This window comes from Nostoc sp. 106C (genome assembly GCF_002154725.1).
Classification (GTDB): domain Bacteria; phylum Cyanobacteriota; class Cyanobacteriia; order Cyanobacteriales; family Nostocaceae; genus Aulosira.
This window is the reverse complement of sequence record NZ_MTAW01000121.1, coordinates 1-12,691: the sequence shown is the minus strand read 5'-3', so window position 1 is coordinate 12,691 and position 12,691 is coordinate 1. Positions and strand designations below refer to the sequence as shown.

Sequence of the window (12,691 nt, the reverse complement as noted above, 5' to 3'; positions counted from 1 at the left end):
TAATAATCAATATCCCTTGAAAAGCACTTATTAATAATTTATTTTCTAATTAAGATAATGAAACAACAAAGAAATTTATTCATAACTATTAGTGGTAATATTGGTTCTGGCAAAACAACACTTTGTCAAAAACTTCATGAAGAATATGGCTGTAATTTATTGAATGAAGAAATTATTAATTATTTATATATTGAAGACTTTTATGCAGATATGAAGCGCTGGAGCTTTCATAATCAGATCCAATTTATTATTCATAAGTTTCAACAACAAGCATCTATGAAAAATATATCAAATCTAGTTTGCCAAGATATTAGCGCTTATGAATGTTATGAAATATTCAGCCGAAAGCTTTTTGAAGATAACTTAATAAACTACCGAGATTTTCAATGCTTGACTGATTTATATAATTTACTTACAGCTACCTTACCCTTACCCGACTTGGTTATACATTTGAGAACATCTATTGAGATTTTGCAAGAAAGGATTATCAACCGAGGGAGACAATTTGAGCGAAATATAACCTTGTCTTACTTAAATGATTTGGAAAGTCGATATGCAACTTGGATTCAAACTATCACTTTTTGCCCAGTTATAACTATTGATACTGGTTCAATAGATACTATTTCTGCATCAAAAAAAATTTATCAAGCTGCTATAGATCTTTTATAAAAAGAGAATTATATAAATGTAAATAAGCTATTACGCATTTAAATTATATATTTCGTGCTCAGGTTGTCAAAAATTCTCTTTCAAAAGCTAGTTTGAACTTTAAAAGAGGAGTCTTGACTCTTGACAACCCACAAGCGAAAATATTTAATCTAGGCGCGCATCAGCTTACTTTATTTAGTTACCAATACCTTTTTTAAAACAAAAACTGTAAGGTAAAAGTTCACAAATTAGCATCTCTACTACCACACCTTCATGACCTTGAAACAAAACAACAGCTTCTTCTCCAAATTCTAATATAACTTGTCGGCAGGCACCACATGGTGAACAAAAGATTTTGCGATCAGTAACAACTGCAATTGCATTAATAGTGAAATTATCGCTTCCCTCTTGAGCAATAGCAGCAGAGACAGCTACACGTTCAGCGCATATTGTAAGGCTGTACGATGCATTTTCAATATTACAACCAGTAAATATATTACCTTTTCTTGTTAGTATTGCTGCACCAATACGGAAATTAGAATAAGGTACATAAGCTTGTTTTCTTGCTTCTTGAGCTGCTTGTAAAAGTAGATTTCGTTCTTCATTAGATAGTCGATCACATTTCATACTTATGTCCTAAGACTACATTATTATCGATTAAAATTATCAAATTATTTTTTATTTTATTCTTGGAAGGCTAGATAGATGGTGTATGACCCCGTATATATGTTTTTTATAATATCTATTTTATCTGTTCGTTTTAAACTAGCAAAAATATTTTCTGCCTCAGATAATAATAAGTATCCCTGTGTTAGATACGACAATTTAATATGACAAACGGCTAATACAATTAAACATTCTGCTTGCCAATATTTGGATTTACAAGTATTTTGAGCTAGATTTAGTAAAGTTTGTATTTGTTTTATCATTTCAGGAGTAGCTAATTCGCTAATAAGACTTATTTTTTGTAAAGCAAGTTGGGATTTTAAAATTCCTAAAACGTAGTTATAGTCTGAAAAAATCTTCTCAGATTTACGAAATAAAATCTCAGATTCTTGCAGTGAATGTGAGAATACATAAAGTTCAGCTAGTTTATAGTAACTAAGTGCTTCACCTACAGGAACTAACATTTCATGATATAGTTTTATTGCTTTACTATATGCCGCCTCAGACAGATTCAAATAGTCTGATTCAGAGTCTTTTTTATCTTTTTCAATCGAATTAATAAATATTAGTTTCGATATATCACCCATCCCTTGCTGAATTTTAGCTTCTGTGACTTTGTTTATAAAAGGTGGGACAGAAGTGTAGTAAAGTTCATGCGCTTTAAATATTACTGTTTGTGCTTGATTGTATTCTCTCTTTTTTATATAAATGTCGCACATACCTTTCAAACAGTCTATTTGTCCTTTAATATTAAGGTGTTCCCCTGTCAATCTTTCATAAATTTCCAACGATTTAGTATATAAACCTAAGGCATTTTGCCATTGACTTGTTGCAAAATTTACATTAGCTAGTCCCCATAAACATTCTGCTTGCTCCCTAGGAAATTCATAATGCTTTTGAAATATTTGTAGAGCCTCTTCAAATGAAGATTTTGCTTGAGAGTACTGCAAAACAGTTTTTTGAGCATTTGCTAGACCCAGCAATACTTTTGCTTTTTGAATTTCGTCGTTAACACAATCTAACGCCTTAGCATATGGAGTAATAGCATCAAGACTTTGAAGTCTAAATACATTGCCCTGATAGGCATATATTTGATATGGGATACTTAGTTGATTCTTTTCTGCTTTGGAAATTAAATATTCTAATATTTCAGTGGCTTCCTTTAGTAATCCTTTTTGAGTATAATAAAGTTCGGATTTCATAATGGCTAGCATAGTATTATTAAAATAAATATTAGTCTCATCATTTAGAACAGTTAATATAGCAAAAGTTAAATTATTATGTTGTTGAATAATAAATTTACTAGTATTTTGATGATTTTTTAATTCTTGATTGTTTAAAAAATAATTAATGATAGAGGTTGCTATTTTTAGTTTCTCTTCTTCATTTGCAAATTGTCGAATAACTTCTCGAACTGGTATGAGTACTCTTAGTTCTTCTGATACTTCTGAAAGTAGATTCCAGCTACGAAGTTCCCTAATTATCTGACGTATACTTTCTTCAGTAGATTCCGGTAGCATCTCTTTTGTAGGATGTACTGGTAATAAACATATATATCTAAAGAACTTCTGTTCTTCCTTAGTTAATTTCTCGTAAGTTAATTTAGTAGAAATTTCATAATTGGTAGTTTTATCTCCTTCTGTAATTTTTGCATTACGTAGTGCTAATGACTTTTCAGTATTAAAATCTTCAAGATACTCTGCTAGCGAAAATCTCGGAAACCAAGAAGATATTAAATGTACTATTAGAGGAATTCCATCACAAAAAGATACTATCTTATCTATTATTTCATTATCTATTACTTCCAAGTTGATTTTTCGTTTTATAAGTTTAATAAATAAATCTTTATTTTGTTGTTTGGTTAATGGTTTTATTTCAAATAACTTCTCCTCAGAAATATTTGTATATTCCCTTCCAGTACAAATAATTGATACAGTAGTCCATTTTAAGATTTCAGTAAAAAAATCATTTAATCTACTAGCATCATTACTAACTATATCTTCGATATTGTCATAAATTATCAGAATTATTTTATTTTGGAGTTGACCAATTAACTCATCTCTAGTGGAAATATTTTTTAACTTTAATACTAAAATAGTTTTTAATACTAAGCTTTCAACTGTTTTAGTTTCTTGTAATTCTATGAAAGCTATGCCATCTTTAAAATAGTTTGCTTTTTTTAATTTTTGGGCTACACAACATGCAACGGCAGTTTTACCAATACCACCAATACCGCTGTATAGAGTTAATAATCGGTATTCACGATTTAAAGCGTGTTGTACAATAGCTTCTAGTATTTCCTCTTGTCCAACAAAAATATCTTGGCTAGGTACAACAAACACTGGTTCATAAGTTGATAGAGCTTTCTCAGCTTGATTTTCTCTTTCTGCAATATTTACGATGTCTTTAGCTTTGATAGAGACAGGGGAAGCAAAGAGTTGTCCACCTTCATTATCCTGCCAGCGGAGGTAGAGGACTAATCGATACCATTGGTTGTCAGTAGTTCCCATAACTTCACGAGCGTGACTAACTACTGTTACCAAAGTGTTTTTCTGACTTAAAGAGCGATAAAAATGTTCTGCAAAAGCAACGGCACTATCTACTCGTATAGTGTACTGCATTGCAACTACTGCGGGCACTTGATGATTAATCAAGTTTTGTGCAACACCATTGAAAACTGAATCTCCTCCTAATGCCATTGCTGCTTTACAAGCACTCAATACTGCCAAAGCGACTCCGGCTTGCTGATTTGGATTATCTCCAAAACTAGTTTTTTGTAGCAGCGTACCTATTTCTTGTGCACTTACGTAATCCGCTTCCTCTTGTTCATTCTCAAATACCAAATATCCTTGAGGATTACTTGGTAAAGTAGCACCACAGTTTTTACATTTTTCTGCTTTTAAATTTCTGTGTATAGTTCGGCACGATTGATTATCACAACGTTTGCCAAAAAAACCGTGTCCATCAAAGTGAAAAACGTGAGGAGTTTTATCTCCTCGATTTTCAGTTAAATATGCTCTAAAACAATTCAAAGTAGGAGGTTCTAGTATAGTTAAACTAATGTCACCAGTTTCTTGAGCTTTTGCTAAACCTTTTAAAATCGCCTGCTGTTCTTTTTTAGAAAGCGGAAGCAGCCCGTTCTCTTCGTCAAATGCAGTTGATGAAACTAATAAAATATTTATCTTGTTGGTAAGTGGTAGGCTTGGTGGTTTCGTGGAATGAGCAATATAACGAGAAAATGTAACTCGATGGTGTGCCAGAAACTTTTGACTATCATGTACAAGTTCCCAAGGATAGTCAGGTAAGCGGCTATATTGAGTTACATTTGCGTTGAACTCAAGTTGGATATGTAATTGAGTGTTGCTTGCCTCTGCTAGTGCAATCATCTTTTGTAGAACTTCTCTGACTTCTCCTGCAGGAAAAAGAGATTTATAAAAATGCTGCCCAATTTTTTTCAGACGAGTGGCTGGCGGGTTAAAGTTACTTTTATCCTTTGTAAGAATGCCAACTTTTACCATCCAGTCTTGTTCTCCCTCATTTTGAAAGTCTGACGGACGGAATTCATTTACCTCTAGCATCTTAATTAAGGTGGTTCGCCATTTATCCCGATTTTCAAAGAAGGGTAGTCTGGAATTAGCTTCTGCCTGACCTGCACTAGACCGTGCAATCACCTTAAAACGGGCTTCATTAATGGGAGTGAGATATAAATTTAATAGTTTCATACAGGTCAGTTATCGATTATCTCAAAAATTACATAACACCTTCATCTGCATTACCATCGTCTCCTTTGAAGAGGGCATCAAGGCTCTTTTTAACTGTGCCTGGAACACGGTCTGAGTGAAGGGTTTTATAAAAATCGAGAAGCGCTTTTTTATCAAACATGGGGGAAAGAGTAACTTTTATCTTTTGCACGTCACTGCGGCTGCTTCCACCGCCCACTTCAAGAACGTAAATTTTTATTTTCCCCTTTGCTTCTTTCTGAACTGCTACTTGTAGTTCTAGTTCAACAGAGTCTACACTCAAAAACGGAACACTAGTCTCCTTATCAGCAGGATTTGAAAGTAGCTCCTGTTTGACTTGCTGAATCAACTCTGCCAGCCCAATACCATTCTCTTCTGCCATACGAAAATTATTCCTCAATAAATTGACTAAAAAGGCGGCACAAAAACTGCATGAGCTTTTATTTCCGAAAAAGCACAGAGTCAACACGCTAGTGGGTTGCCTTGTGCCTTCTGCTTTTTGCTTTCTGAACTTATAATGCCCAAGTTGAAGGTTTAATTATCTTCTGAACCAGCTATTGTGGCTGATAATCCTCTCCCCTGGCAGAAGAAACAGTCCCAGTTGACTCCAGGAAGGGTTGCTCAAGCGATGAGTGGAGTTTTCGCCACGATTGGTACACCTGCTATTGCACCCAAACCTCGTGGAAAGTCTCCAGGCTAGCCTACTGGAGAATCACGTGTGTGTAGAATTCGTTATCCAACAGTTAAAAAAAGTACTGCAAAGCGCAAGAAAAACTAGAGCATTCACCTTGATCTCTTAGTTTTTATATTTTTAGCTTTGCTTCTTGTCTAGAATTTGGATGATTGAAAATTAGGGGTGATGCGTCTTTACTAGAATTTTTTATTCGCAAACAAATACAATATTTGTCCATTTTATATAAACCGATAATAAAATTAATTACTACCAGTTTATATTTTTATTATGCTGACTGTTTAATCTGGTTTAGGGCTATTAACATTTCTTCTCGATTGAGATGTCGTTTCTTGCCTGTTTTAGATACTTGAATAGCGTAACTCCATTTTATTCCAGCTTGTGAGCATCTTTTCCTTAACTGTTGAACAGTGATATGTTTGTTTGTAGATCCTTGATTTTTGTTAGATATCCGAAGTTTGGATTGATCGGTTAAGTTTTCAATTTTACTTACAGTGGGTTTTATGGATGTAGTGCAGTTGCAGTGTTTTTCAAAAGCGATAGATATCTCCAGCAAGAATTGGAAAATGAATAGAGTAGAAAATCCGTAAATAAGAATGTAGAGAAGCCCTGTTAGCATATACTGTGCTAATTCCATTGTTTTAACTCCTGTTGATATAATTAGTAACTGGCTATTTAATGAAGCGGTATGCCAGCTTGCTATTTATCTCAAAGCGTTAGCTTGTGTAAATTTACTCTGAAGAAAAGGCTCGATAATAAATTAATGGCGTAACAGTGATGAAATATCTTGGGCTTGGTTTGCTTAGATAAAGATGTCACCCTACATATATTTAACAACTGTTCTAATATTATCAACTAACTGTAGTATCATATTCCAAATAGCTTTCCAGCCAAGTATTATTCCCCAAAATCCGCTAACGAATAGACCAAGTACTGATTTAAGGAAGATAACTCCCCTATAATTTATTTCGACATTTGATTCGGCTCTGGCATAGATAAAACCATCCCCACTTTGATTTTTCAAATTCCTCACTTTTTGTTCTTCTTCTCTAATCCTTCTTTCTTCTTGCACTTTCCAGCCCCAAGGGACAAATCCCAAAATAATCGAAATGGGAAGGTAGAATGGCCAGTTATATATGTAGCCCAGGGAAGCATAGATGATGAAAAAGGTTAGCCCCAAACCAGTACGCCAAACCAAACACCAAATAATAAACAAACTGTTGATAATAGCGTTACGGATAACTATACTTCGATTTTGATGATGTGACATTTGAAGATGTTTCCCGATAGCTAATATTTAATTTTTATTTATGGTGATTGCATACCTGAAGATTAAACTTAAGGCTAATTTGAATTATCATCTTGATAGTTGGAAATTAGAAAATACATAATCAATTGCAATTACCTACTGAACCACATCACAGAAGGTTAAATATACTAACCTATCGTAACGATGTTTGTACCTAGTCCGGCACATAATTACCGCTGCTAAAATTGATATTTACTGTTTTACCGATTATATCTTCATTGGCTTTAAATCTAAGCAAAGTTTTGATGATTTTTTTAAGAAGTTTAAAATTGAGGTATAGTTTAAAAAAATAAAAATGATTAAGATTTGACTCTTAACCATTTGATGATATATTTGTAAAATGATGGGATATACCTGTGTTTGATTTACATGGTTGAGGCGTATGCCATTAGTTGTGGTTTTTCTTGTTGCGCCCCTTAGTAGCTGATTGCACCTTAAACCGTACCTGTTTCCCAATAGTTATCTCAGCAATATCGCTAATATCTTGACCAGATTTATAGGCTTCAAGAATTGCCTTATTATTAGCTTGGTACTTAATAACTCTAAATTCATCAGGAAAATCTCGATCGTCTACCTCTACTAGTAAGTTAGCGACTTTGGGTGGGTTATCCCTGATTTCAATTACCCTTTCCTTACCAATATTTTTGTCACTGATTAATCCAATATCGTGTAGATGGATCAGGGTACGCTTGATTTGTTCAAGTTGAGTTTTACGACGTGAAATTACCCGGTCGTGGAGTTCGGCTACTCGCACTTTTCTTTCTTCCCAGGTTTCAAGGTCAAGATTTAACTGGTCAACTACCCAGGCGATCGCATCGATTTTGGTTTCGATACCATCTTGAACACCCATCAGTTCTTGTACGAGTTGTTCTACTTTACCTTCTTCGCCTAACTCGCTTGCTTCCTCTATCTGTGACCAAAGTTTAGCAGCATCTAAGCTTAACTCTTTGAGCGTGAGTTGATTGATTTCGCGTTCAATTGCTTGAGTCATGATTTACTTTTTGATATAAAAAACCAGTAGCAGCTACCTGCTACTAGTTGTTGACTAGGAAGAGTTGATGCTTGAAAGTAGATTAAATTTAGTATCCGTACTGCAAGTGATAGTAGTCTGACTTTTCTTGTGCCAATTCTGCTTCGTAGTCGTAGTAATCTGCCTCATCTAAAAACAGGCTAACTCGTTGAGCCTGCAATGTGGATTTTGGAGATTTTTGTGCCTTTTTTGGGTTAGGATTTATAACAGTTTTCATCTCTATACAACTTCAATTCATCTAATGAAGTTGCACGTTAGTGCTTGTTATAGTTCTGATGATTAAGGGGGAAAATTAATTTTCCCCTTCTTATAATTATTGGTGATTTCTCTAAATTAAATTCTACAACGTAGAAAATGGTCAAGGTAGAATGGGCGATTACTCCTGTTGAGGATGATTTTGAACTTTGGTATCGTCAGGCTATCGAGAGAGGTTTCTGTCAGAATGTTCCAAAAAATATTTACCAGTACAGCAAGGAGAAATTTTGGTTAGAGTCAGCAATGATAAATTTTTATCAGGTTATGAACTACTTTCATGGCGACTAGCTAAAGATTCATCAATATCTTGACATAGGTCAACTCTTTTATACCCTCGCTTTTCTCTTCGCTCTTGGAGCTTGTAGTAAATTAGTAACGCGGCTTGATAATCAGGACAATCTAAATCTTTTGACTTGCCAAATCCTCTATATATAGCACTGCCCCAAGTTTTAGTGATCGTCCATTCTCCAAATAGGTTTTGGCAAAGGGTTAAGGTGTAGAATCGCGTATCTCTTTGCCACTTCGATTGAAGCCATTTGTCAAGTTGGTAGGCAATTTTTACAGTCATCTCAACCACGTTTTTGCTGCTGGGAGCAAGAATCTGTCAACACAATAATTTTAATAATTAGGCTCGGCTTGCGCGTTACTGAAGTACCTATTACTCTTGCGGTTGCTCCTTTGATGAATTTGATTTATTGGATGCAATATTTTTGTTATTATATTAAGTATTTAAGCAGAAAGCTTTTCGGAAAAATTCACCTGCGACATAACTTGTGCGCGTATTGAATTAGCAGATGTCTCTGCAATTTCTGCTCTATCAGAATCAGTAAGCAGTACTGCAAGTAGCGATTTGAGAACTTCGCGGTTAGATATAAACTCTTCACCGTATAAATCATCTTGCAGCAGGGTGGCTTCTAAGTAAGGTAATAGCTCAGGTGCAGGAGATAGCAACCGTTCTTTAATGCATCTTCTTGCAGTCTCCGTTGCCGCTTTTGTACCTACACCTAAATCCCATGTTTCAATTATTAGCCTGATTTCACGGTTAAGTGATACACGCAGCGTTGATAGGCGACCAAATAAAGGAAGGTTAAGCAGTAAAGGTGGTAGTGCATTACCCCAATCCAAACCAGCACCAATAGTGCAATTGGCTTCATCTTCGATACGAACAGCCTCATCGAGCCATCCTTCACCAAAAAGTAAATCTATAGCTTCTTGGGTTGTTACTGGCTCATTCACCTGAGAATTATTATTTTGCTGTTGATGATTCATAAATTTTCACCTGATATTCGTCTCAATACACCATACTCAAAGTAAACCAAATTATCGTATTCTTCTTCAGTCCCGCAGTTAAACATATTTTGTTTTTCTTGACATACTCCCTACCATTGAATGGTGGAGATTCTAGGCTCAAACAGCAAATGCAGTTTCAAACTGACTTACATCGCCTAACCCAATGGTTGATGCCCCAACCATTTGAATATTGAGTGCGGCGTTTTCATCCCTTCCGTTCACTGACTGACAACCCGAACAACGCCATTCTCTGATAGACAAATCAAGAGTTTTTAAAACCTGTCCACAGTGCGAACAGGTCTTACTACTGGGATACCATTGGTCGATGAAAACAACCCTCTTTTTCTTCTTTTTTGCAACCCATTCTAGAATTTGTAGAAACTCACCAAATGCCAAGTCTGATATTTTTCTACCCCAAAGACGTTGCATTCCTTTGAGGTTGAGTGTTTCAAAACATAGCACATCAAACTTATCAGTCAAATGATGCGCCAATTTCCAAAACCAATCACGCCGACGATGAGAAATATCTTCGTATCTGCGGACTAAATTCTTTCTGGCTTTTTCACGATTGATTGAGCCTTTCAATTTTTTGGAATGCTTTCTGCTGGCTACTTTTATGGCGTTTAGGGACTGCTTAAAAAATTGAGGTGACTCAATTAAAGTACCATCTGAGCAAGTGAGGAATGTCTTGAGTCCAAAATCAAACCCCGCTATTTTACCAGTCGTGGACTTGGTTTGTGACTCAGCACAATTATCAACTACCACAACCATAAACAATTCACCCAACGGTGTACGTTTTATGGTTAATGTTTTGACTGTTCCTTCTATCTCTCTAGACTGCCAAAACTGATATACTCGATTCCCAATTTTTACCCTATTACCTCCCAAAAACTTATAACCAGCTTGTTTTAAGCTGAATGATTTGTATTTTTTAACTTTCTTAAATCCTGGTGCTTTAACTCCTTTCTTGTTATATTTAAAAAACAATTGGTAAGCTTTCTCGATGCGTTGACAAATATCTTGTACTGCTTGAGAACCTACGGTTTGCCAAAATGGGTTACGCTTTCTTAATTTTGCAATGTGCGACTGAAGTTTTGCACAACTCAAATGCTTACTCCACATTCTGTAGTAGCGTTTATGTAGAGCAATGCAATGATTGTAGATTACCCCAGCAGCATTTATTATGCGTTTGAGGTGTCTATTTCTTTTGTGTTGATATAGCTTAAACTTCAGTGTTTTCATATTAATATCTTACCAAAAATATGAAGCTAAAAACTCAAATTATTTCTAAATTAAGCAAAGTTGCCCTTGAAGGGCTAGGCTTTAAACCCATGTTTTTGGTAACCCAACTCTACCTTCATACCCAAGCTCAACACTTCTAATTCTGGCGAAATTTAAAAGTGCTTGACCAACACCTTTGAATTGAGGCGGACGCTGAATTTCAATTCGGTTAGTGGGGGCAGTTGCAATACCATCAACATAAACTAGTCTCTTACCAATATTCAACCGGGAACCGTGCATTTGTGTTTCTATTATCATTAATCCTTGAGTTTTGTTTTCGCACTCAACTGCATAACCTTCAAGATTTGCTTGATTGGCAATATATCTTAATTTAAATATCCAGTCCCAGTATTTATCTTCTTGAGTAAATAACCTTAACTTTTCGTTGAACTAAGCCGTCCCGTCACCGTGACGGCTCGTCTACAAAACCGTGCTTGACAGTTTACCATCACACGGCTCCTCAATAGCTTGGTGTTTGTCATACATACCTCTCAACTTTTTGGAGTTTCCCTAGAAAGGATTATCAACTAGGTAGTCCTCATCAATCACTTCAGGTTGAATCTGCAATTTATCTTTTGCAGTTTTAACATCGTGGCAATGTCTGTGGAGTAATTGCCAGTTGTCATATCCATTTTTGCCTCCTTGTGAAGAAGGAATTATGTGGTCGATTTCTAACAAATCTCCATCTTTAAAATATAGTTCGCAGTAGGAACATTTTCCTTTCTGCACCCTTAAGAGTTTTGAGATTCTTGTTGGGGCTTCTGGGTGTTTACCCATTCTTGAACTCCAATAAATCCAGTCTCCATCATACGGACTTCTATTTCCTTGCACTTTGATGTGTTTGGTACTCTTAGTGTCCGTGTGTCGGATTAACTTGGGACTATATTCTGGAGGCTGGAAAACCCAGTTATTATTTCCAATGGTGTGCCAGTATTTCTTACGTATCCATTTAAATGGTTTATCAGGGTGTCGGCGTTTTACCCAACTTTTAAGTTGACTGAAGATGATTGCATCAACTTTACTGAATGTTCTGTTACTACATACACTAGTGTAATAGTTTGCCCATCCCCGGATAACTGGGTTGAGGTTGCTTATAAGGACAGCTTGTTTAGATGCTTGATGTCTATCCATTAGCTTTCCTAGTTTAACCGTGTGTGCTTGTAGTTTTTCTTGACTCGGTTTGATTATGGTTTTATAACCTAGTAACTTTCCATTGGTACTTTTACCACTGTGGCATTTTCCTGCTGGAAATTGTCTAATGGTAAAGCCGAGAAAGTCGAAACCCACATTACCAAGGTATTCGTTTAGTGTATGGGATATCCGTGTTTTACTTGGTTTTAATTCCAGTCCTAAACCTTTCAACCATTCGCTAATTATTTGCTGGCATTGTTGGATAACGGTCAGGTCTTCATGCAGAATTACAAAGTCATCTGCATATCGTATTAATTCGGGTGAGGGTATTACTATCCTCTTGCCGTTGATTGTAGGTTGCCTTTTTGGAAAGGCTTGTTTAATACGGTTTTCCATCCCATTAAGGGCTATATTGGCAAGGAGTGGAGATATCACCCCTCCTTGTGGTGTACCCTCAAATGTTCTACTGTATGATTTCTCATTCAATGAATATAGGGAAAAATCAATCACTCCCGACCTTAGCCATGCGCGGATTTGGCGACGAATGGTAGGGGATGTATGTAGTTTTTCCAGCAATGTTTTGTGGTTGATTTTGTCGAAAGTGGGTAGCCAGCTAGCGAGGTTTCCACTGTTTGGTTCCTTTTCTAACT

Annotated in this window: 13 protein-coding genes and 1 pseudogene; 2 read left to right on the top strand and 12 right to left on the bottom strand. The window is 35.7% G+C overall.

Going from position 1 to position 12,691, the window contains the following annotated elements; all coding sequences use genetic code 11:
• Nucleotides 1-57: 57 nt before the first annotated feature.
• Nucleotides 58-669: a deoxynucleoside kinase gene (locus tag BV375_RS17355; RefSeq protein WP_086762612.1), complete on the top strand. Its 612-nt coding sequence runs from the start codon at nucleotides 58-60 to the stop codon at nucleotides 667-669.
• Nucleotides 670-843: 174 nt separating this feature from the next.
• On the opposite strand, the gene cdd is transcribed toward BV375_RS17355, so the two are convergent.
• The 3 genes from cdd to BV375_RS17340 are packed head-to-tail and all read right to left on the bottom strand — an operon-like array spanning nucleotide 844 to nucleotide 5,436.
• Nucleotides 844-1,275, bottom strand: coding sequence for a cytidine deaminase (cdd, locus tag BV375_RS17350; protein WP_086762610.1), 432 nt, complete (start codon nucleotides 1,273-1,275; stop codon nucleotides 844-846).
• 56 nt (nucleotides 1,276-1,331) lie between these two features.
• On the bottom strand, nucleotides 1,332-5,036 hold the full coding sequence (locus BV375_RS17345) for a CHAT domain-containing protein (RefSeq protein ID WP_086762608.1): 3,705 nt from the start codon (nucleotides 5,034-5,036) through the stop codon (nucleotides 1,332-1,334).
• A gap of 28 nt (nucleotides 5,037-5,064) precedes the next feature.
• Complete coding sequence (locus BV375_RS17340; protein WP_086762607.1) at nucleotides 5,065-5,436, bottom strand: trypco2 family protein; 372 nt, start codon at nucleotides 5,434-5,436, stop codon at nucleotides 5,065-5,067.
• Between the two features lie 177 nt (nucleotides 5,437-5,613).
• Between BV375_RS17340 and BV375_RS38180 the strand changes: the two genes are divergently transcribed.
• Nucleotides 5,614-5,754, top strand: coding sequence for a hypothetical protein (locus BV375_RS38180; protein WP_243713968.1), 141 nt, complete (start codon nucleotides 5,614-5,616; stop codon nucleotides 5,752-5,754).
• A 259-nt stretch (nucleotides 5,755-6,013) separates the two neighbouring features.
• On the opposite strand, the gene BV375_RS17330 is transcribed toward BV375_RS38180, so the two are convergent.
• From BV375_RS17330 to BV375_RS17290, 9 genes and pseudogenes are all read right to left on the bottom strand, one after another.
• Nucleotides 6,014-6,382: a hypothetical protein gene (locus tag BV375_RS17330; RefSeq protein WP_086762605.1), complete on the bottom strand. Its 369-nt coding sequence runs from the start codon at nucleotides 6,380-6,382 to the stop codon at nucleotides 6,014-6,016.
• Between the two features lie 183 nt (nucleotides 6,383-6,565).
• Entirely contained in the window at nucleotides 6,566-7,015 is a 450-nt protein-coding gene (locus BV375_RS17325; protein ID WP_086762603.1) for a hypothetical protein, read from the bottom strand.
• A gap of 427 nt (nucleotides 7,016-7,442) precedes the next feature.
• On the bottom strand, nucleotides 7,443-8,045 hold the full coding sequence (locus tag BV375_RS17320; RefSeq protein ID WP_086762601.1) for a siphovirus Gp157 family protein: 603 nt from the start codon (nucleotides 8,043-8,045) through the stop codon (nucleotides 7,443-7,445).
• Nucleotides 8,046-8,133: 88 nt separating this feature from the next.
• Nucleotides 8,134-8,301 (bottom strand): hypothetical protein, encoded by a 168-nt coding sequence (locus BV375_RS36935; RefSeq protein WP_166507467.1) that lies wholly within the window; start codon nucleotides 8,299-8,301, stop codon nucleotides 8,134-8,136.
• A gap of 300 nt (nucleotides 8,302-8,601) precedes the next feature.
• Nucleotides 8,602-8,907 carry a WGR domain-containing protein gene (locus BV375_RS17310; protein ID WP_086762597.1) on the bottom strand — a complete coding sequence of 102 codons (306 nt, stop codon included), beginning with the start codon at nucleotides 8,905-8,907 and terminating at the stop codon, nucleotides 8,602-8,604.
• A gap of 161 nt (nucleotides 8,908-9,068) precedes the next feature.
• The gene (locus tag BV375_RS17305) at nucleotides 9,069-9,608 is read right to left on the bottom strand and encodes a hypothetical protein (protein WP_086762595.1); all 540 of its coding nucleotides are present in this window, start codon (nucleotides 9,606-9,608) and stop codon (nucleotides 9,069-9,071) included.
• 138 nt (nucleotides 9,609-9,746) lie between these two features.
• On the bottom strand, nucleotides 9,747-10,871 hold the full coding sequence (locus tag BV375_RS17300) for an RNA-guided endonuclease TnpB family protein (protein WP_086762594.1): 1,125 nt from the start codon (nucleotides 10,869-10,871) through the stop codon (nucleotides 9,747-9,749).
• Nucleotides 10,872-10,961: 90 nt separating this feature from the next.
• Nucleotides 10,962-11,294, bottom strand: a pseudogene (locus tag BV375_RS17295) (GNAT family N-acetyltransferase); the annotation flags it as partial.
• A gap of 126 nt (nucleotides 11,295-11,420) precedes the next feature.
• Nucleotides 11,421-12,691 (bottom strand): reverse transcriptase domain-containing protein (locus tag BV375_RS17290; RefSeq protein ID WP_143842112.1); only part of this gene is annotated, 1,271 nt, incomplete at its 5' end.

What these genes read in the sequence shown, in the direction of transcription:
- BV375_RS17355 (WP_086762612.1), top strand. Translation starts at nt 58, where the DNA reads ATGAAACAACAAAGAAATTTATTCATAACTATTAGTGGTAATATTGGT.
- cdd (WP_086762610.1), bottom strand. Translation starts at nt 1,275, where the DNA reads ATGAAATGTGATCGACTATCTAATGAAGAACGAAATCTACTTTTACAA.
- BV375_RS17345 (WP_086762608.1), bottom strand. Translation starts at nt 5,036, where the DNA reads ATGAAACTATTAAATTTATATCTCACTCCCATTAATGAAGCCCGTTTT.
- BV375_RS17340 (WP_086762607.1), bottom strand. Translation starts at nt 5,436, where the DNA reads ATGGCAGAAGAGAATGGTATTGGGCTGGCAGAGTTGATTCAGCAAGTC.
- BV375_RS17330 (WP_086762605.1), bottom strand. Translation starts at nt 6,382, where the DNA reads ATGGAATTAGCACAGTATATGCTAACAGGGCTTCTCTACATTCTTATT.
- BV375_RS17325 (WP_086762603.1), bottom strand. Translation starts at nt 7,015, where the DNA reads ATGTCACATCATCAAAATCGAAGTATAGTTATCCGTAACGCTATTATC.
- BV375_RS17320 (WP_086762601.1), bottom strand. Translation starts at nt 8,045, where the DNA reads ATGACTCAAGCAATTGAACGCGAAATCAATCAACTCACGCTCAAAGAG.
- BV375_RS36935 (WP_166507467.1), bottom strand. Translation starts at nt 8,301, where the DNA reads ATGAAAACTGTTATAAATCCTAACCCAAAAAAGGCACAAAAATCTCCA.
- BV375_RS17310 (WP_086762597.1), bottom strand. Translation starts at nt 8,907, where the DNA reads ATGACTGTAAAAATTGCCTACCAACTTGACAAATGGCTTCAATCGAAG.
- BV375_RS17305 (WP_086762595.1), bottom strand. Translation starts at nt 9,608, where the DNA reads ATGAATCATCAACAGCAAAATAATAATTCTCAGGTGAATGAGCCAGTA.
- BV375_RS17300 (WP_086762594.1), bottom strand. Translation starts at nt 10,871, where the DNA reads ATGAAAACACTGAAGTTTAAGCTATATCAACACAAAAGAAATAGACAC.